Annotated in this window: 20 protein-coding genes; 8 read left to right on the top strand and 12 right to left on the bottom strand. The window is 65.0% G+C overall.

Annotation, left to right across the window (positions count from 1 at the left end; translation table 11 throughout):
• Positions 1–5: 5 nt before the first annotated feature.
• From A5784_RS30850 to A5784_RS30840, 3 genes are all read right to left on the bottom strand, one after another.
• Positions 6–1,184, bottom strand: a complete 1,179-nt coding sequence (locus A5784_RS30850) for an MFS transporter (RefSeq protein WP_197514932.1) — start codon at positions 1,182–1,184, stop codon at positions 6–8.
• A 209-nt stretch (positions 1,185–1,393) separates the two neighbouring features.
• Positions 1,394–2,383, bottom strand: a complete 990-nt coding sequence (locus tag A5784_RS30845) for a VOC family protein (RefSeq protein ID WP_156750875.1) — start codon at positions 2,381–2,383, stop codon at positions 1,394–1,396.
• Between the two features lies 1 nt (position 2,384).
• Positions 2,385–3,443, bottom strand: a complete 1,059-nt coding sequence (locus tag A5784_RS30840; RefSeq protein WP_064948660.1) for an LLM class flavin-dependent oxidoreductase — start codon at positions 3,441–3,443, stop codon at positions 2,385–2,387.
• A 521-nt stretch (positions 3,444–3,964) separates the two neighbouring features.
• Here A5784_RS30840 and A5784_RS30835 point away from each other — a divergent pair.
• From A5784_RS30835 to A5784_RS30815, 5 genes are read left to right on the top strand one after another with little or no spacing between them, the layout of a single operon-like run.
• Positions 3,965–4,978, top strand: coding sequence for an ABC transporter substrate-binding protein (locus A5784_RS30835; protein ID WP_197514931.1), 1,014 nt, complete (start codon positions 3,965–3,967; stop codon positions 4,976–4,978).
• Positions 4,979–5,024: 46 nt separating this feature from the next.
• Entirely contained in the window at positions 5,025–5,810 is a 786-nt protein-coding gene (locus A5784_RS30830; RefSeq protein ID WP_064948658.1) for an ABC transporter ATP-binding protein, read from the top strand.
• Positions 5,807–6,643: an ABC transporter permease gene (locus A5784_RS30825; protein WP_064948657.1), complete on the top strand. Its 837-nt coding sequence runs from the start codon at positions 5,807–5,809 to the stop codon at positions 6,641–6,643. The genes A5784_RS30830 and A5784_RS30825 overlap by 4 nt, the downstream gene beginning before the upstream one ends.
• Positions 6,610–7,446 (top strand): ABC transporter permease, encoded by an 837-nt coding sequence (locus A5784_RS30820; protein ID WP_156750874.1) that lies wholly within the window; start codon positions 6,610–6,612, stop codon positions 7,444–7,446. Before A5784_RS30825 ends, A5784_RS30820 begins: the two co-directional genes overlap by 34 nt.
• Positions 7,447–7,474: 28 nt before the next feature.
• On the top strand, positions 7,475–8,017 hold the full coding sequence (locus A5784_RS30815) for a flavin reductase family protein (protein WP_064948655.1): 543 nt from the start codon (positions 7,475–7,477) through the stop codon (positions 8,015–8,017).
• Here the strand turns inward: A5784_RS30815 and A5784_RS39740 are convergent.
• Positions 8,014–8,142, bottom strand: coding sequence for a hypothetical protein (locus tag A5784_RS39740; protein WP_286159449.1), 129 nt, complete (start codon positions 8,140–8,142; stop codon positions 8,014–8,016). The two genes, A5784_RS30815 and A5784_RS39740, sit on opposite strands and share 4 nt — an antisense overlap.
• 451 nt (positions 8,143–8,593) lie before the next feature.
• On the opposite strand from A5784_RS39740, the gene A5784_RS30810 reads away from it, so the two are divergent.
• On the top strand, positions 8,594–9,391 hold the full coding sequence (locus A5784_RS30810; protein ID WP_064948654.1) for a L,D-transpeptidase: 798 nt from the start codon (positions 8,594–8,596) through the stop codon (positions 9,389–9,391).
• Positions 9,392–9,485: 94 nt separating this feature from the next.
• Here A5784_RS30810 and A5784_RS37935 read toward each other — a convergent pair whose 3' ends face one another.
• From A5784_RS37935 to A5784_RS30785, 6 genes are all read right to left on the bottom strand, one after another.
• Positions 9,486–9,938 carry a hypothetical protein gene (locus A5784_RS37935; protein ID WP_502687552.1) on the bottom strand — a complete coding sequence of 151 codons (453 nt, stop codon included), beginning with the start codon at positions 9,936–9,938 and terminating at the stop codon, positions 9,486–9,488.
• Between the two features lie 317 nt (positions 9,939–10,255).
• Positions 10,256–11,131 (bottom strand): polysaccharide deacetylase family protein, encoded by an 876-nt coding sequence (locus A5784_RS30805; RefSeq protein ID WP_064948653.1) that lies wholly within the window; start codon positions 11,129–11,131, stop codon positions 10,256–10,258.
• Positions 11,128–12,102, bottom strand: a complete 975-nt coding sequence (gene speB / locus A5784_RS30800) for an agmatinase (protein WP_064948652.1) — start codon at positions 12,100–12,102, stop codon at positions 11,128–11,130. Before speB ends, A5784_RS30805 begins: the two co-directional genes overlap by 4 nt.
• On the bottom strand, positions 12,090–12,851 hold the full coding sequence (locus A5784_RS30795; RefSeq protein WP_064948651.1) for an SDR family NAD(P)-dependent oxidoreductase: 762 nt from the start codon (positions 12,849–12,851) through the stop codon (positions 12,090–12,092). Before A5784_RS30795 ends, speB begins: the two co-directional genes overlap by 13 nt.
• Positions 12,851–13,546 carry an SDR family NAD(P)-dependent oxidoreductase gene (locus A5784_RS30790; protein ID WP_064948650.1) on the bottom strand — a complete coding sequence of 232 codons (696 nt, stop codon included), beginning with the start codon at positions 13,544–13,546 and terminating at the stop codon, positions 12,851–12,853. Before A5784_RS30790 ends, A5784_RS30795 begins: the two co-directional genes overlap by 1 nt.
• Entirely contained in the window at positions 13,543–15,012 is a 1,470-nt protein-coding gene (locus A5784_RS30785) for an APC family permease (protein ID WP_064948649.1), read from the bottom strand. Before A5784_RS30785 ends, A5784_RS30790 begins: the two co-directional genes overlap by 4 nt.
• Before the next feature lie 116 nt (positions 15,013–15,128).
• Here A5784_RS30785 and A5784_RS30780 point away from each other — a divergent pair, with 116 nt between their 5' ends.
• On the top strand, positions 15,129–16,634 hold the full coding sequence (locus A5784_RS30780) for a PucR family transcriptional regulator (RefSeq protein ID WP_064948648.1): 1,506 nt from the start codon (positions 15,129–15,131) through the stop codon (positions 16,632–16,634).
• A 9-nt stretch (positions 16,635–16,643) separates the two neighbouring features.
• Here the strand turns inward: A5784_RS30780 and A5784_RS30775 are convergent, their stop codons facing one another.
• Positions 16,644–17,276: a cation efflux transmembrane domain-containing protein gene (locus A5784_RS30775; RefSeq protein WP_064948743.1), complete on the bottom strand. Its 633-nt coding sequence runs from the start codon at positions 17,274–17,276 to the stop codon at positions 16,644–16,646.
• A complete protein-coding gene (locus A5784_RS30770) occupies positions 17,276–17,602 on the bottom strand; it encodes an ArsR/SmtB family transcription factor (RefSeq protein ID WP_064948742.1) in 327 nt (108 codons plus the stop codon). Before A5784_RS30770 ends, A5784_RS30775 begins: the two co-directional genes overlap by 1 nt.
• Before the next feature lie 94 nt (positions 17,603–17,696).
• On the opposite strand from A5784_RS30770, the gene A5784_RS30765 reads away from it, so the two are divergent.
• Complete coding sequence (locus tag A5784_RS30765) at positions 17,697–18,251, top strand: Chromate resistance protein ChrB (protein ID WP_064948647.1); 555 nt, start codon at positions 17,697–17,699, stop codon at positions 18,249–18,251.
• The last annotated feature ends 3 nt before the right edge of the window (positions 18,252–18,254 follow it).

Raw genomic sequence — 18,254 nt, 5'->3', positions numbered from 1 at the left:
TGACCTCATTGGTTAGCGGGATTCGTTGACAGGTCTGCGCGTTGCGGCGCCTCGGCCCGAGTGACCGCGTTAGGTACGTCGTCTTCCACCCACGCGGGTCTGCTCGCCATTACGCAGAACACCAGCAGCAGTAGGGCGAGGGCCATCATCACGATCAGTGGCACCGTCCAGACTCCGGTTGCGCCGTAGAGCATTCCGATCAAGATGGGCGCAGGTGAAGCCAGTAGGTAGCCGACCGGCTGGGCGAACCCCGACAGCGCGGCAGTTCCGGCGCTGGTACGCGCGCGCAGGGCGATGAGGGTGAGAATCATGGGGAAGGTGGCTTGGCCGGTACCGATGGCGACGGCCCACAGCCATGCCCCGCTGGTCGGGGCCACGGCGAGACCGAGGAAACCAACTAAATAACAGAAGACGAGAACGCACGCCAGGACCCCGTACCCGCGCAACCGGTCGGCCAGCCATGGGATGACGAACGAGACCGGAATACCCACGGCGGTGATGGCGCCGACGAGGAAACCGGCGACGGCGGGCGAGAAACCCACGTCCTGGTACACATGGGGGAACCAACCGAAGACCGAGTACGCAATCGCCGACTGCAGCGCGAACGCCGTTGCCAGCAGCCAGCCGACACGCGTCTTCGCGACGTCGCGCAGGCTGATATGCGGATTGCGAGCCCTGGCCTCGTCGTTCGTCCTGTCGCGGCGGGCCAGAAGCGCCCACGGCACGATCGTCGCTGCCATGGTGAGCGCCCACGTCGCCAGGCCCCAGCGCCAGGAACCGAGCGCCTCGGCAACTGGTACGGTCACACTTGTCGCCAGTGTCATCCCCAGGGCGAGCGCCGTGGTGTACACGGCGGTGACCAGAGCAATGTTCTCTGGGAAATGTGTTTTCACCAGCGACGGCATCACGACATTCGCGACCGCGATACCGGCCAGGGCGAGCGCTGTCAGCGCGAAAAAGACCACTGCTTCGGTCGCCAGCGGACGGCAGGCCAGCGCCGTGGCGGAGACCAGCACCGCGGCGAGGGTGGCTCGATGTAGGCCCAACGCAGCGCAGATCCGAGGCGCCATGGCGCCGAAGGCGGAAAAGGCGATCACCGGCAGGCTCGTCAGGATGCCGGCGGCGGTCGGGGTGAAGCCCAGATCCGCGGTGATGTCACCAAGAACTGGGCCGATCGATGTCACTGCGACACGCAAATTGCACGCGAGCAAGACGATTCCGAGCAGTACCGTTACGCGCGCTGTCTGAGTTTGTCGGCCCGTTGAGGCAAACGACACCATTACCTCCGCTGATCGGCGTCACCATCGGTGCCGCCAGGAATTGACCGCGGTTGCGGCGCACCGGGCCACAGTGGCCGGGGAGCGGCGCGCCGCACCGCGTCGAACTGACTGATCTAGTCGCCGGTTCGCCGGCTTCGGATTTCGAACCGGACACCCGTCGGGGACGCCGCGGATACCGCGGTGACGGGGCCGTCGTTGGGATCGGTGAAGGTGACGACCGTCCCGAATTCGGCGCTGGGCAGACGAGCCATCGACGCGGCGATGTCGTCGACCCAGAACAGAGATGCGAACAATCCACCGCGTAGCGGCCAATTCGGCGGCGTGCTGATCGTCTCATCGGGGTAGGACATGAATTCGATCCTGGTGTGCGCTTCATCGTCGGAGACGTTGATACAGCGAAGCAGGGTCGGATGCGGGTGGCGCATCAGCTTTACCATGCCCTCGTTCTCGGCGTAGCACTCGAAGACCACGTCGACACCGACTTCCTGCTCCCAGAAGTTGCGCTCACGCTCCAAATCAGCGACCACCCAGCAGATTTCGATGAGCTCAGAGGTCATGAGTTCGGGGTCGCGATCGAGCAGGCTCGGTCGCGGGTTGTCCGTGCGGGTGACATCGGTGATGTACATGCCGAGCTCGTCAGGCCCCTGCAGCAGGTTTTCACAGCTCGTCGGGGTCGTCGCCGCCTCCGGGTGCATGGAGGGCTCAAGCCCGAAATTGACGAACTCGGTGGCGTTGTGCCCACCGGCCGCGGTCACGAGCGCCATCGTGGTGTCGACGTCGTTGGAGAAGAAATCCAGCCCGTACGGGCCCCCGGTCAACGGCGTGAAAGGCAGTGCCTGGTGCGGAGTTTCGACGATCCGCACAGTGCGGTCCGAACCGGCAGTGATCATTTCGACCTGCCGGACCGGGTGATCGAGTCCGTACAGGGCGCTCGCAACGTCCGTCCCGATCGAGCCCATCGGGCGCGGCCGCATCCCCAAGGCACCGAAGAACAGCGCCATCTTGCCGATGTCCGTGGCGCCCACCACCGCAGACGTCGGGTAACTCAACGCCTGCGCCGAGGCCTTGTCGGTTGCAGTCTGCCGCTGTGTTGTCAGGCTCACGTCACGCTCCCTGAACGGCAGCGTCGAGGGCGCCACCCGCCATAGCTGTCCCGGCTTCCGGAAGTTGCGGGGCGACATCGCTGGCGAAGAGTCGGATGGACTCGCGAACCTCGGCCGGTGTCAGCTCGGGCATGTGAACCATCATGTCGAGGCGGTCGACGGCAACCAGCCGTTGGTACGAGCGGAGCTGCGCAGCAACACTTTCCGGACTTCCCACGACAAAGCTGCGTCGATACAGCGCGTCATCGAGCGAGGTGGGGGTCTCGGTTTCGAAGATGCCCTTCTGCACCGCCTCGAAGTAGTAGCGATCCTCGCCCTCCGCGTAGACGGCATGGCTGCGCGCCGCCCGGCTGACCGCTTGCTCATTGGTCGGAGCGATGATGATGATGCGCACGGCCCGAGTCTCGCCGGTACCGCCGGCGTCGCGGTAGGTCTTGATGTACGGTCCCTGCGCGGCCGGGACTTCCGCCTGGCCCATGACGAAGTTCAGGTCGTTCTGAGCGGCGAACCGAATGGTGGCTTCGTCGCGGGCGGCGACTAGTAAACGTGGCAGGAACGACCTCGAATCCACATCGGTGGGGCCGAGTTTGTTGCTGAATGCCGACAACCCCTGTGTCTTGAGCAGGGTGATCAGTTCGGCCATGGCTTCCCGGAAGCGCGCTCGCCGCTGTTCGGAGGTATAGACGTCGGGAAGGAAGATCTCGGGTTCGTCGCCACCGGCGCCCAGCCCGAAGAATGTCCGTCCTCCGGCCAACAGGTCCAGCGTCAGCATCGATTCGACGATGCGCCAGGCCTTGTCAACGGCGATCACCTTCACCCCGGTACCTAGTTTGATCTGCGAGGTTCGTGCTGCCGCGAACGCCATGACCAACTCGGGGAAGGCGATTCGACCGGGGAAGGTCCCCTTGGGAAAGTGGTGCTCGCCCAACATGAACGAGTCGAATCCGAGGCGATCGGCCAACTCGATGTCGGCGATGGTCTGTTCCATCGACTCGGCATCCGACATCGACGACGAGGCCCACTGCTGATGCATGATGCCGAACGAACTGATACTGGCCATGACTACTTCGTGCTCCTTCACTCAGTCACCGACAGACGACTTGTCTGACATGTGATGTCGACGACGCTAGACCCCAAACGCCGTCGATACAAGCCCGGAGTTCCGTGCCTCGCATTTCTGGCAGGGCCGCCGGTGCTCCGGAGAACGCCTGGAGTAGCACCGCAATTCGAGCCGCTATCTGGGCGGACTCAGCCTTTCGTCTGCCGGTTTCGACGGCTCAAAGGCGGCGATGAATACCGCTCACGCCACCCTTCGGTCATGGGAAGTGACGCAGGGCCCGTGCGAGAACCGAATGTAAGACTTGCCACATGTCTGACTTGTCGATAACATCGGCCAGTCCCTCGGATGTGTACCACGCCGATGTCACTGCATCGGCAGCTCGAAGGCTTCGACAAGCGGGCATCGCGACGCGCCGGGCTTTGTATCACGCCCGACGTCGCTGTGATACGAACTGCCACAACGTAATTCCACCATCATCTCCACGCCTGGCCGCGGAGATTCACCAAGGAGACATGATGTCCTTGCATACCTTCGCCAGGCGTATCGGCGCCGCAGCCGCAGTGATGGCACTCGGTGCCGGCATCGCCGCTTGTTCGGGAAGTTCGGCCGAGAACCAGGGATCGCATCTGGTGGTCGGCTTGGGCTTCGTCGGCACAGTCGAGAATTACGGGCCCTACTATGCGTCGAAGGAAGGCCTGTACCGCGCTGCCGGACTTGACGTCGACGTCCAGCCCGGCGGCAACACTCCGCCGTCAACGCTGCTGACGGCCCACCAGATCGACGTCGGGGTCATGGACGCCCCCGACGTCCTCCACGCGAACGAACAGGGCGCCAACCTCGTTGCGATAGCAACTCAGTTCCAAATGGCGCCGACGGCGATGACATGCCGCAAGGACGCAAATATCAACACTGTGGCCGACCTGAAGGGCCACACGCTCGGTCTGAAGAGCCAGGAGCAGTCCTACCTGAAAATGATCATGCAGACGGGCAAGCTTGAGCCTTCCGACTTCACAGTAGTGCCCGTCGGCAATGCCGATATCTCACCGATCATTGCCGGGAAGGTCGATTGCATCTTCGCGACCTACGCCATCTATGACGGTCAGGCCATCGAAGCTGCTGGTGTCCCGGTCAGTTTCATCTCTTTGGCCGACCTCGGCCTGCCCGCTCAAGGCAATGTCTACGTCACCACCCGGCAGACTCTGGAGAAGCGCCGCTCCGACCTCATCAAGTGGGTCAAGGCGACCGCCGATGCCTGGGCCACGTTCATCCAAGACCCCACGGCCGCAGCGCATTACATGGTGGACAACGCTTTTGCCGCCGGGCTCGACCTCAACCAGCAGATCTACCAGGCCGGCAAACAGGTCCCCTACCTGCGTACGGAATGGACCAAATCGCATGGACTGCTGGCCCTGAACCCCTCGGTCTGGACGCAAACCTCCGATGACATGGCCACTTTCGGGATGACCACCACCGTCGTGGACGTCGCACCGTTACTGAATGACCTGACCACCGATGCCGGCACCCCACGAATCTGACCGATCGATGCAGTTTGTTCGAGCCCAAGTGCAAGAGGAGAGTTTGATGAGCAGTGGAACCGACTCCGGCATCGTCGTCGACGACGTGTCGGTGGTGTACCGGCGGCGTGGGCAGACCACGGTGGCGATCCAGGACTGCAGTTTCGCGCTGCCGGCAGGAGCCTGGATGTCTCTGCTCGGTCCGTCGGGGTGCGGGAAATCCACACTGCTCCGGGTGCTGGCCGACATCGTCACTCCGACGAGTGGACACGCTGAGATCGCCGGGCGTACTCCCGCGCAGGCCCGCGCCGACCGCATCTTCGCGCTGGTCTCCCAGCACGCGGCGATGCTGCCGTGGCGGCGACTGCATGACAACATCGGGCTGGGTTTAGAGGTTGCCGGTGTGCCCAAAGAAGAACGTAGACAACGCGTCGACGAGGTCATCGAGCTTGTCGGTCTGCGCGGCTTCGAACGCGCCTACCCGCATGAACTCTCCGGTGGTATGAATCAGCGCGCGGCGATCGCTCGGGCGCTGACCCTTCGGCCGCGACTACTGCTGATGGACGAGCCGTTCGGCGCTCTGGATGAACTGACCCGCGACCGGCTCAATTTTGAAGTGCTTCGTCTTCTCGAGGAGACCGGCGCCAGTCTCGTCATGGTTACCCACTCCATCTCCGAAGCGATCATCCTGTCCGACACAGTGGCCGTGATGTCGTCGCGACCGGGCACTATCAGCCACGTCGAACAAATTCCTTTCGGCCGAGGCCGTGCCACCACCATTCGCGACGAGCCGCAGTTCTCCAAGATCGAGACGTTGCTGCGTCATCGCCTGATCGAAGGAACGTTGCAGTGACCACGTCAGGAATCGCCGCCACCTCGTCGCTGTCACCGCCAGATCCGCATCGTCGAAACTGGCTGACTCCGGCGGCCCGTCGGGTCGGATTGTTCGGCGCGACTCTGTTTGTCATCGTTGCACTGTGGCAGCTCGCCACCGCCTCGGGCCTTGTCAAGACCTACATCCTGCCTTCTCCGCAGGCCGTTTTCTCCACCATCGCGCGGCAGGCCCAGCTCATCACCCACGAGGCTGCCGCGACGTTGTCGGCGTCGTTGATCGGCCTGGTCATCGGCACCGCCGTCGGCGTCGGGACCGCCGTGGTATTGGCCTATCTGCCATTCGCAGACCGCGCGATCCTGCCGTTGGCGATCGTCCTGAGCACCGCCCCTCTCATCGCCGTGATCCCGGTCCTGGTCGTCGCATTGGGCAACGGCCCCACACCGCGGATCATCATCGCCGCGCTCGCAGCTACCGTCACGACGGTCATCTACGTCCGAAAGGGACTCGGTGAATCACATGCCGAGGGCGAGGAACTTCTGACCACGCTTGACGCCAGCCGCTGGCAGCGGATTCGTATCGTGCAGATCTACGCGATGCTGCCCTACCTGTTTGCTGCCCTGCGCGTATCGGTGTCGACGTGTGTCATTCAGACCATCGTGGCCGAATGGATCACCGGGACCAGTGGCCTGGGGTACCTCGTCCAGATCGCCGGCGCGAGCAATCGGCCCGAACTGATGTGGGCCGCAATCGTCGCCGCCGTTGTGCTCACGTCGACACTGCTCGGGATCCTGGTACTGATCGAGTCGGTCGCGACCCCGTGGTCGACGGCTACCAAAGAGGGAATGCGATGAAAGGCAGCGGAATCGTGCGACGTTTCAACAAGGCACTCGCGAGGTTGTGGCCACCAGTCCTGGCCGTATGTCTACTCATCGCAGGCTGGCACATCAGCATCGGTCTGTTCGGTCTGAACCCGTTCATCATTCCGGCACCGCTGGACGTCGTGCAGGCGATCGTCGACAACGGTGAGCTGATTCTGGACAACACCAAGACCACCTTGGCCGAGGCGGGGCTAGGCATGTTTGTCGGTACCCTGCTAGCCATTCTCGCCTCCGTTGCGTTTCTGTATTCCAAACGGCTGGAGGAGGTCTCGTACCCGATTCTGCTGGGAGTGCAGGCGGTCCCGCTGATAGCCATCGCCCCCATCTTGACACTGTGGCTTGGCTTCGGCATCGCGCCCAAAGTGGTGCTGGCAGCCTTCTTGACCTATCCGCTCACCCTGGTGAGCCTGATGGAAGGTTTCGACTCATGCCCACGCAATGTGCTTGAGCTGCTGTACACGTTGAAAGCCACCAAACGGCAGGAGATCTTCGCCGCGCTTGTTCCTTCGGCAATCCCAATGTTCATGACGTCGCTGAAACTCGGCGCCGCAGTCGCCATCGTGGGTGCCATCGCCACGGAATACGTCGGTTCGCTCAGTGGACTCGGTTTCCTCTTACAACACACCCAGGCTCAACTCCAGGTTCCTTTGATGTGGGGAGTGTGCCTTATCGCGGTCGTCATCGGCAGCACGCTCTACGCCATTTTCGCCGCACTTGAGCGTCTGATTCCCGCAGAGACCACGACACACGCCGTCAGCAGCACCGCGGCGGCATGACCACGAGCAGCCCAGGAGGCGCCTTGCCATGTCCACACCCCTGACCGATATCGATGATCGCGCACTGAGAGACGTGTTCGGACGCTTCCCCAGCGGAGTGGTCAGCGTGTGCGCCGTGGTCGACGAAAAGCTGACGGGTATTGCGATGAGCACCTTCGTGCCGGTGTCCCTGCGGCCTCCCTTGGTCGCCGTGTGCGTCGCCCACTCATCCCAGACGTGGCCGACACTGCGTACCGCACCGTCCCTCGGCGTGAGTGTTCTCGGCGAGAACCAGGCCGGCGTCGCGCGGGCGCTCGCCAGTCGGTCAGGTGACCGGTTCGCCGGATTGCCCATCACGACCGCCGTGAACGGGGCAGTGTTCATCGGCGGCTCCTCCACTTGGTTGGATACCAGCGTCGACGACGAGGTACCTGCAGGCGATCACGTCATCGTTACATTGCGGGTCAACTCGGTGACGTTGCATGAATCCGACCGGCCGCTGGTCTTTCACCACAGTGAGTTTCATGGCGTGGCATACGCGAACCCCTCGCCGACTCGAGCGCCCGAGGTGCGGACCTGTGACTCGAGCTAGCGCAAGCCCGCTTGTTCCCGGACGTAATCAGCGAGCAGTTCGTGCGCGTGGGTGGTGAAGTGCTCGCTGGCCGCGAAGCCGTAGGTACGGTCGGCTGTCGGCTCTTTCCATTGGCCCACGCCCATGGCAGAACCTCGACCTGTGGAGCTCTCACGGTAGAGCTGAGCGCACCTGTCAACCCCGTCTCGCGGTGGGCATCGCCGAGGATTTTTTCTGCACATGTTGTGGGTGTGATCGACGTCGCCCACCACGTAGGCTCTTGGGCGATGAGCTGAGCGACAGCACGAAGGGTGCATACGCTCTCGGACGACGGAAGGCCTGCAAGTGCGTGATGTGTTTGTCGTGCTCTTGCTCGCGCTCGCGGCGGCCGGACTGCAGGTGAGCATCGTGCTGTTGAACCGGATACAGCGCCGGGCACGTCAGCGCCGTTAGCCTCCTACCCGCACGCCGCGGCGTGGCCGAACCGTGATGAACTCTTGACCGAATCATCAACGCGCGCCGCAGCGTTCGGCCGCTGGACGGCCCATACCATGACGGGGTTCACAACCAGGCGGTCATCATCAAGGGGTCAGGCTGATGCGGGCGGTACTTCATTGTGTTCTCGCGTCGGTCGTCATAGCCCTGATGGTTTCCGGGGGATCCGCGCGCGTCGACACCGCGGCGGTTCGCCTGCCGCTCAGCTCTGACATCGAGTCGATTCTCCCGGCCGGGACCGCCGCCGTGGGTGTGGCGCACCCGGTGATGGTGACGTTCAAGAGGCCCGTCGCCAACCGGGATGCGGCCGAGCGAGCCATCGGGCTCACATCATCACCGGCCATGACGGGCAAGTACGAATGGCTGGACGACAAGGTCGTGCAGTGGGTGCCCGACCAGTACTGGCCGGCGCACAGCACTATCAGCCTGTCCGTCGGCGGTATGCCCCTGGAGTTCAAGACCGGGCCGAAAGTCGTTGGAGTGGCCAGCATCTCGGATCACACGTTCACCGTGACCATTGACGGGGAGACGCCGCTTGACATGCCGTCTCCGCACCACCTGCCGCACCTGGGCGAACCGGGCGTCCTGCTGGCCTCGATGGGCCGGCCGGAGTACGCCACCCCCGTCGGGAACTACACGGTGCTAGGGAAAGAGCGCTCTGTGACAATGGATTCCAGCAGCGTCGGCATACCCGTGGAATCTCCTGACGGATACCTCACCGACGTGGAGTACGCCGTGCGGTTCACCCGCCGGGGCCTGTTCGTGCATTCGGCCCCGTGGGCGGTGGAGTCTATGGGGTTCGAGAACACCAGCCACGGCTGCATCAGCCTGGCCCCGGCAGCCGCCGAGTGGTACTTCAACACGGTCAACGTCGGCGACCCGGTGATCGTGCAGGAGTAGTCTTCTGCGACAGCGGGTTTCCCGAGATACGACAACGGGCGGCGATCATCTGATCGCCGCCCGTTGTCGGGTACGCCCGTGACGTGAGCTGGGATCAGCCCTGGGGACCGGGCTGCACCGGGACGCCCGGTGCCGGTCCGCCGGCATCGGCCGGCCGGCTCGTAGGTGCTTCCTTCCCGGACCCCACGCCGACCATGTCCGCAAGCGGAGCACCTGCGGGTGCGGCCGCCGCGGCGATGGGTGCGCCTGCGGCCGCGGGCACGACAGGGACCGGTGGCGCAAGGGGTACCGGCGGTGCGCCCAGCGGGGGAACCACGGGCACCGGCGGGATCCCCGCCGGGGGTACGACCGGGACCGGTGCGATGGCTGCAGGAACCACCGGCACAGCCGCTCCTGCCGCTTCCACGGCCGGCGCGGCGCACGGGGCGCCTGCGGCTGCGGGCGCGGCACCAGGTGCGGCCGTTCCAGCGGCCGCGTCAAGGCACTTGTATCCACCCTCCTTCAGCGGAGCTGCCCCGGCATTCGGGCACACCGCCGCGGCGGCCACGCAAACTCCGGCGCTGGCAACAACTTTGACTGCGACTCGAGCAAAGCTGATCATCCCCGACGACTCCCTCGATGGTGCTACGAAATGACTGTCACGAAAATTTGTGCAGCTGAAATGTAGAGCCGCCCGCGCACGGCGTCCATACATCCGTGTAATTAGTTGCGGGGTCGACACGCGGTCGCGCTACGGGCGTGACCACACCGATGCAAAACTGTCATGTCCGGTCGGCGCCGCGATATGGTAAGTCGCGCCGATAATCAACGCGGGCAACGATTTAGTCAGCATGATGCGGTCTCGTCGGAGACCGGCCAACCGGTTCAGAATTGGGCTGGATCGGGCCGCACGATCGACCGTGACGCCAGCGCCAATCCCCGAACGTGCGTCGCGATCTCGTGCAGGGGCGCGAGCCACACATCGGAACACGAAGCCACGTACTCGACGAGTTCTTCCAACGCCGCCGCGCGCGATGGCCGCCCCGACAGGAACGGGTGGTTGGTCAACACAAAGCACCCACCGGCCGAACGCAGCCCTTCGAACTCCAGGCGCCAGATCTCCGCCGCCTTGCGAGGGCTTTCGATCAATCCCGACCCGGAGAAGTCCGGGATGTAGCAGTACTGCTCCCAGTCGTCGAGGGCCCACTGGATCGGGATTTCGACGAGCTGCCCGCCGCCGGCCACGGCCAACTCATACGGGTGGTCGGCATCCATCAAACTCGTGTCGTACAGAAACCCACGCTCGGCCAACAGCTTCGGGGTGTGCCAGTTGAGTTCCCACATGGGTGCCCGGAACCCGACGGGCGCCCTGCCGGTCACCGTGGCGAGAGCCTCGATGCCGCGGTCGATCACGACGCTCTCCTGCTCGGGCGTCATGCCTGTCAGCACCTCGTGCAGGTAACCGTGATGCGCGATCTCGTGGCCTGCGTCGGCGATCGCGCGCACGACGTCGGGGTAGCGCACTGCCGTGTATCCAGGCACGAAGAACGTCGACCTCACGTCGTGGCGTGCGAGGAGGGCCAAGATGCGCGGGACCCCGACGAGCGGTCCATAGGCCTGATGGGACATCACCGACATGCGGCCGGCCAACGCGGTATCCACCCCGAGCAGAGCCGATTCGGCGTCCACATCGAAGGTGAAGCATGCGGCCGCGCGGTGGCCGCGCGGCCACGCCACCGGCTCGGCGGGCTGCATGGTCATGCCTTCCTGGCCAGCAGCGAGACGAATTCGTACGCGAGGTTGGCCGCCGCGACACCGGTGATCTCCGCGTGGTCGTAGGCGGGTGACACTTCGACGATGTCGGCCGCCACGAGATTGAGGCCGTCGAATCCCCGGACTATCTCCAGCAATTCGCGGCTCGTCATACCCCCGGCTTCAGGCGTCCCGGTGCCTGGTGCGTGCGCGGGATCGAGGACGTCGATGTCGACCGATACGTACAACGGCAGATCGCCGATGCTGCTGCGCAGCCCGTCGATGATGTCGTCGATCGACCGGCGGTGAAGATCGCGACAGTGCACCACATGGAAACCCATGTCGGCATCTTCGGTCAGATCGTTCCGTGAGTACAGCGACCCGCGGATCCCGACATGCGCGCTGTGCCCCGAGACGAACAACCCTTCTTCGGCCGCCCGCCGAAACGGCGTGCCGTGCGTCAGCGGGGTGTTGAAATAGGTATCCCACGTGTCGAGATGGGCGTCGAAGTGCACAAGTGCCACCTGACCGTGAATCCTGTTGACGGCCTTGAGGAGTGGGTAGGCGATGGTGTGATCCCCGCCGAGCGAGACGAGGGTCTCCCCGGAGCGGATGAGTTCGACGGCACCCTGCTCGATCTGCGCTACCGCGGTCTCGATGTCGAACGGATTGAACGTCAGATCACCGGCGTCGACCACCTGTCGATGGGCGAACGGCTCGACGTCCAGCGCCGGGTTGTACGGGCGCAGCAGCCGCGAGGATTGACGGATGTGCGCAGGCCCGAAGCGGGCACCGGGCCGGTAGGTGACCCCGGTGTCGAACGGGATGCCGACGACCGCGATGTCGTGCCGCTGCACGTCCTCGATGCGCGGGAGCCGGGCGAAGGTGGTGTGCCCGGCGTAGCGCGGCACCTGCAGCCCGTCGATCGGACCGGTCGGGCCTGCAGCGGGGGCGGGCTGTCCGTTGGTCAAACTCTGCATCGGGTGGTCCCTCCGTTGATCTGGAATGTCTGCCCGATGAGCGATCCCAGCTGCGGCCGCACCAGCAGCGCGACTGCGGATGCGATCTCCTCGGGGTGGCCGATCCGGCCGAGCGGTATGCCTTCGGCATACCGCTGGTGCATCTCGGTCAGGCTGATACCTGCATCCGCGGCGTCGACCTGGAGTTGCGGGGTGTCGATCACGCCGGGTGCCACGGCGTTGACGACGATGTTCTCGCGGGCCAGTTCGCGACCCAAGGTCTTGGTGAGCGCGATCAGCCCGGCCTTCGACGCGGCGTACGCGGTGGCGTTGGGCCAGCCCGTGACGCCCCATTCGGACGTCACGATCACGATGCGGCCGTGGCCAATTCGGCGCATGCCGGGCAGAACGGCCGCAATGGTGTGGAATGTGCCGCCGAGGTTGGTGTCGACAACCTTCCACCAGTCGTCTTCATCGTGGTCGGTCAACGGTGCCATCGACATGTAGGCCGCATTGCACACCAGGACATCGATGCCGTCGTGCCGCTGGTCGATCTCGGCGATGGCTTCCTCGACTGCCGCACGGTCATAGATGTCGGCAGGCACGGCGAACCCGCGGACGGTTTCGACGACTTCCTTCATCTGAGGCGTCTCGCTGCGGCCGTTGACGCCGACGTAGAAGCCGTCACCGGCCAGTTGCTCGGCGATCGCGCGCCCGATGCCCTGCGTGGCACCGGTGACGACCGCTACCGGGATGCGACGTGAACTCATCAGATCACTGCTCCGCTGTTGGGCGACACGACTTCGCCGGTGCAGAAGGAAGATTCGTCGATCAGGAACTGCACCACCTGGGCCACTTCATCGGGCCTGCACAAGCGGCCTGCCGGCAGCGTCGCCAGGTATTCGGGAGCCCGCCATGGGGAATCCGCCGCGAGCAGCGGGGTGTCCGTCGGGCCGGGTGCGACCGCGTTGACCCGAATGCCGTCGGCCGCCACTTCGGTTGCCAGGCTCCGGACGAATCCGATGATGCCGCCTTTCGCGGCCGCGTAATGAGCGTCTCCGTCGCCACCGCCGATCGCCAGTTCCGATGCGATCGCGACGATGGCGCCGCGGTGCCGCTCACGCATCTCCGGCAGGACCGCGCAGGTGGTGTTGCGCAGACCTCCGAGGTGTACGCGCAGCATGCGTGTCCATGCCTGCGCCGAGATATCCGAGATCGGCACCATCTCGTAGTAACCGGCGGCGGTTACCAACGCGTCGATGGGGCCGAGCTCGGCGCGCACGACACCGATGGCTTCGCGGACTTGATCCGCATCGGAAATGTCTGCGGTCACCGACAATTCGGGGATGTCGCCGGGCCGCAGGTCCAGCCCCGCGACCGTCCATCCGTTGTCTGCCAACTCGGCACTGATGGCGGCGCCGATGCCCGACGCTGCGCCCGTCACCACCGCGACGCGCGGGCTCACAGTTGTCCCTGCTGTTCGAGCCGCAAGCGGTCGGCGACCGGCTCGGCGATGCGGCCGCGCAGGCTCGCGTAGATCACCGCGCCGATCGCTCCGAGCACCGCCGTGGTGATGACCATGCTCCAGTTGATGTACCACGGCTGGCCCGGCTGCACCCGGGGCCACACGACGTTGATCGTCTGGACCACGATCCATACCGCGGCGAAGTAGGTGATCGGCGCACCCCAGCGGCCGAGGGTGAACACCCCCGGCGTCCACCGGCCCGTCAACCGGGCCCATGCCGCACCCAGCACCGGAATACCGAAGGCGATGTAGAAGCCGATGACCGTGAAGTTGACCAGGATGTTGTAGAAGTCGGAGCCGGCGAGCAGCACGAGCGCGATGGCCACGGCAGCGGTGAGGCCGATGGCGTTGATCGGCATGCGCTCCGGCCCGGCCAGCTTGCTGAACAGCCTGGACGCCGGCAGCCCGCGGTCGCGCGCCGCTCCCCAGATGCACCGGGATACCGCCGCCTGCACCGCCAGGAAGCTGGAGATGAAGCCGATGACGAACATGATGAGCAGCGGTTTGGCGATCCCGGATCCCAGATGTGCCGTCAGGGTCCCTGCGACCGGGTCCCCGGTCTGCTCGGTGAGCACCTTGTCGAGGTCGGGAATGGCCAAAATCAATGCGGCACTGGAGAACATGACGATCAGACCGACACCGAACAGGCTGCCGACGATGGCCTTCGGCACGTTGCGCGCGGGGTCTTCGACCTCTTCGGCGATGGAACCCGCCGATTCGAACCCTACGAATGCCCAGCCGGCATAGGCGATGGCCAGCAGCATCGGCCCCGACATCCAGCCTCCTGAGCCGGGCAGCCCGTGCAGCAGTGCGGAGAAGGGGTTCTCGCGATAGAAGATCAGCAGCACGATGCCCAGCCCGACCGATCCGAGGATTTCGCACGTGATGCTCGCGATCACCATCACCTTGAGCACCCGCCGGCCGATCATGTTGGTCGCGGTGCCGATCGCGATGATCGCGATCGCCACCAGCGTCGTGGTCCACCGGCTGCGTTCCGCGATGCCGAGCACTTCGAGCAGGAATCCGGCGGCCGCGTACGCCAGTGTCGAGAGCGCGATGGTCAAGCCCCACATGTAGGCCCATGCGGCGGTCCACCCCGCGGTCGTGCCGCGAACGTGGCGCGCCCACTGATACACACTGCCGGCGTAGGGCCATCGGGAGGACAGCTCGCCGAACACGGCCGCCACCGCCAACTGGCCGACGAGCACGATCGGGAAGGCCCAGAAGAACCGGGGTCCGGCGGTGAACAGGCCCAGCGTGAAGATCGCGTAGAGCGCCACGATCGGTGACACGTCGGCGAAGGCGAGCGAGAACGCTGAGCGGAGCGTGAACCCGCGATTGAGTTTCTCGACCTCGTGGTTTGCGGGGCCGGCCGGGGTGTTGTGACTTCGGGTGTCCGGACGCATGGGGCGCTCCTCACAGAAGGTGTTGAGGGTTGACTATGCAGCGGTCCTGCACCCGGGTGAATACTCAACCAGTACGAATTTGTAGATGTCATTCAGCTCTGAGTATGGGAGGGGCCATGGGGCCGACGGTGCTCGATCTCATCGAGATGCCGCACCTGCGGCTCAAATTGCGTGCGGGCGGCAAGGGCGTCGACCGGCACGTGACCTGGGCCCAGGCGTCTGATCTGAACACTCCGTGGGAGTGGATGACCGGCGGCGAGCTGTTGATGAAGAACGGCCGCACCCTGCCCGCTGACGTCGAGTCCCAGATCGCGCTGCTGCGCGCGCTGTCCGACACAGGTACCGCAGGCCTGGTGCTCGGCATGGATCCCGACACCCCGGAACTGCAGCAGGACGCTGTCGATGTTGCCGACCAGTTGGGCCTGCCGATCCTCATTGCGCCGTTCTCGGCGGGGTTCACCACCATCGGGCGCGCCGTGGCCGAGGCCAACATGTCCGACGAGGGTCGGCGGCTTGCCATGACCGAACGTGTCTACACGCTGATCCAGCGGTCGGTGCTCAATCCTGGCAAGGGCGGGATTCTCGACCAGTTCTCCCGGGAATTGCGTTGTCGCCTGGCCCTTCTCGACGGTGAGACCGGTACGGCGGTGCTCGACGGCAGCGTGGAGCCGCCCGAGAGGCTGCGACGCGCGGTGGTCGATCTCATCGCGCAACGCGGCGGGATGCTCCCTGGAGTTCTGCACTTGGACGCCGACGGCTTCCGCGGCCAGATCGTGGAGGTCCCCGATCCGGATCCGACGGTGCTGGTGACCTACGACTTCCGCGGCGCACCGCCCGACCTCGTGGTCCTGCAACATGTGGCCACTGCTGCGGGGGTACTTCTGGTTCAACAGGGCATCCGCCGCGAGCACCGGCGCCGACTGGGTGCGGAGACCTTGGCCAATCTGATCGATCTGCGGATGGGCGAACGCGAGCTGTCGCGTCAGCTCGACGACGCGGGGTTGCCGGTCGCACGCTGTGTGCTCGTGGCGGTGCAGGGCGGCAGCAGCACCGGGGAACGTGATCTGCACCTGAGCCTTGATCGCCACCGGATCTCCCACCTGCTGCTGCGTCGGGCCGGATTGCTCTATGCGTTACTCCCGGCGGGACCCCAGGCGGTGGCGGTGCTGCGTCGCCGGCTGGGACCTGATGCGTTGATCGGGATCAGCGATCCGCTCGCTGCTGCGGGGCGGGCGCCTGCGGCCGTCCGGGAAGCCAACTGGGCGGTACGCGACGCCGCCAACATGGCGGAACGACAGTGCCATTACGCCGACGCGACACTGCTGTCGGTCCTACGGGACGCCGACGAGGCACAGCTGGTCGTTGACCGCGTCCTCGGCGACTTGCTGGCCTACGACGCCGAACACGGCACCACGCTGGTCGAGACGCTCGACACGTTTCTGCGGCTGGACAAGTCGTGGCAGCTCACCGCCAACGAGGTCGGGGTGCATCGGCAGACGGTCGCTTATCGGCTGCGGCGCATCGAACAGATCACCGGCCGCAACCTCGCCACCACCGCCCATACCGCCGAACTGTGGCTGGCACTGCGAGCCCGCGACCTCGTCGTCGCACCGGACGCGTGAGGGAGTTCTTCAGTTGCAGCAGGTTTCGCCGCGCCACGCCTCGCGGCCCTCGTTGACGGCGACCACGGCGAGTACCAACGCGGCGACTGGGTCGGCCCAGCTCCAGCCGAACAGGCTGTTGACAACCAGGCCGACAAGCACCACCGCAGAGAGGTAGGTGCACAGGAGGGTCTGTTTGGAATCGGCGACCGCGGAGCGGGAGTGGAGTTCGCGCCCGGCGAGCCGCTGTGCGAACGAGAGCAGCGGCATCACGACAAGGCTGGTGGCGGTCAGGGCGATGCCGATCACGGAATGGCGTGCCTCCGTGGCACCGGTGAGCGAGCGGATCGATTCCACGACGATGTAGCCCGCGAGGGCGAAGAACGACAGCGCGATCACCCGCAGCGCTGTCTTTTCGCGTGCTTCCGGGTCGGCTCCGGAGAACTGCCAGGCTACTGCGGCGGCCGACGAGACTTCGATGACCGAATCCAGACCGAACCCGATCAATGCGGTCGAGGAGACCCGGGCACCCTCACCGATCGCCACGACGGCTTCGACCACGTTGTAGGTGATGGTGGCGGCGACGAACCACCGGATCCGTCGTTGCAGGACGGCGCGTCGGTCCGATGTCGGCGCATGCGAACCGTGCGGCTGCGCCGACATCAGCAGCACCCGTCCACGGCGCTGGCGCAGTGTCGGGATTCGACAGTCAGGACCACCCGGAGCAGGTTGTCGAGAGCGTGCGCCAGATTCGGGTCCGCGAGTTCGTAGCGGCTGCGTCGCCCTTCGGGCACAGCCACCACCAAACCGCAACCGCGAAGGCAGGCAAGGTGATTGGACATGCTCTGGCGCGAAACGCCCACAGTGTCGGCCAGGTCGGTCGGATATGCCGCTCTGTCTTTGAGCGCCAACAGGATTCGGGATCGGGTTTGATCAGACAAGGCGTGGCCGAACCGGGCCAATACCGCACCGTGCGTCAGCGTCTCCACACTCGAACGATACATCACAGGATGTATTCATAAACAGATGAACTATCGGCACCAGATTGACAGCCACCGAGTAACGGCTGTTACATTTTGCGGCGTGACGGATCAACGCGATGCGGTGGTGCGCTGGCTCGTACTGGTGGTGCGGGTACCGGCGGAGCCCTCCCGTCATCGGGTTGCGATCTGGCGCGAGTTGCGCCGCGTCGGCGCACTGCAGATCGGTCAGGGTGTGTGGGTGGTGCCGAGTGTGCCCGTCTTCGCCGAGGGGGTCGAGCGCGTGATCGAGCTCGCCCGACGCGGCGAAGGCGAGGTGCTGATGCTCGACGCCGCAGGGCATCAGGAGTCCGATGCGGCTCGGCTCGAGGCCATGTTCACCGCCGAGCGTGCCGAGGAGTGGGCGGAATTCCTCTCTGACTGTGCGGGTTTCGACGCCGAGATCGACAAGGAGATCGCCAAGGGCAAGTTCACCATGGCCGAACTTGAGGAAGAGGAACAGAGTCTGGAGCGGTTGCGCCGTTGGCACCGCGACATCAATGCCCGTGACGTGTTCGGCGCTTTGGCTGCCGCGGAGGCCGACCAGCAACTCAAGCACTGCGCCGACCGCTTGGCCGACTACACAGAACGGGTCTTTGCGGCCCTGCACCAGATGTGAAAC

Origin of the sequence: Mycobacterium sp. 852013-50091_SCH5140682, assembly GCF_001665685.1 — a bacterium.
In the GTDB taxonomy this organism is placed as follows: domain Bacteria; phylum Actinomycetota; class Actinomycetes; order Mycobacteriales; family Mycobacteriaceae; genus Mycobacterium.
The sequence above is the reverse complement of the archived record's forward strand: the minus strand, read 5'-3'. Positions and strand labels throughout refer to the sequence as shown.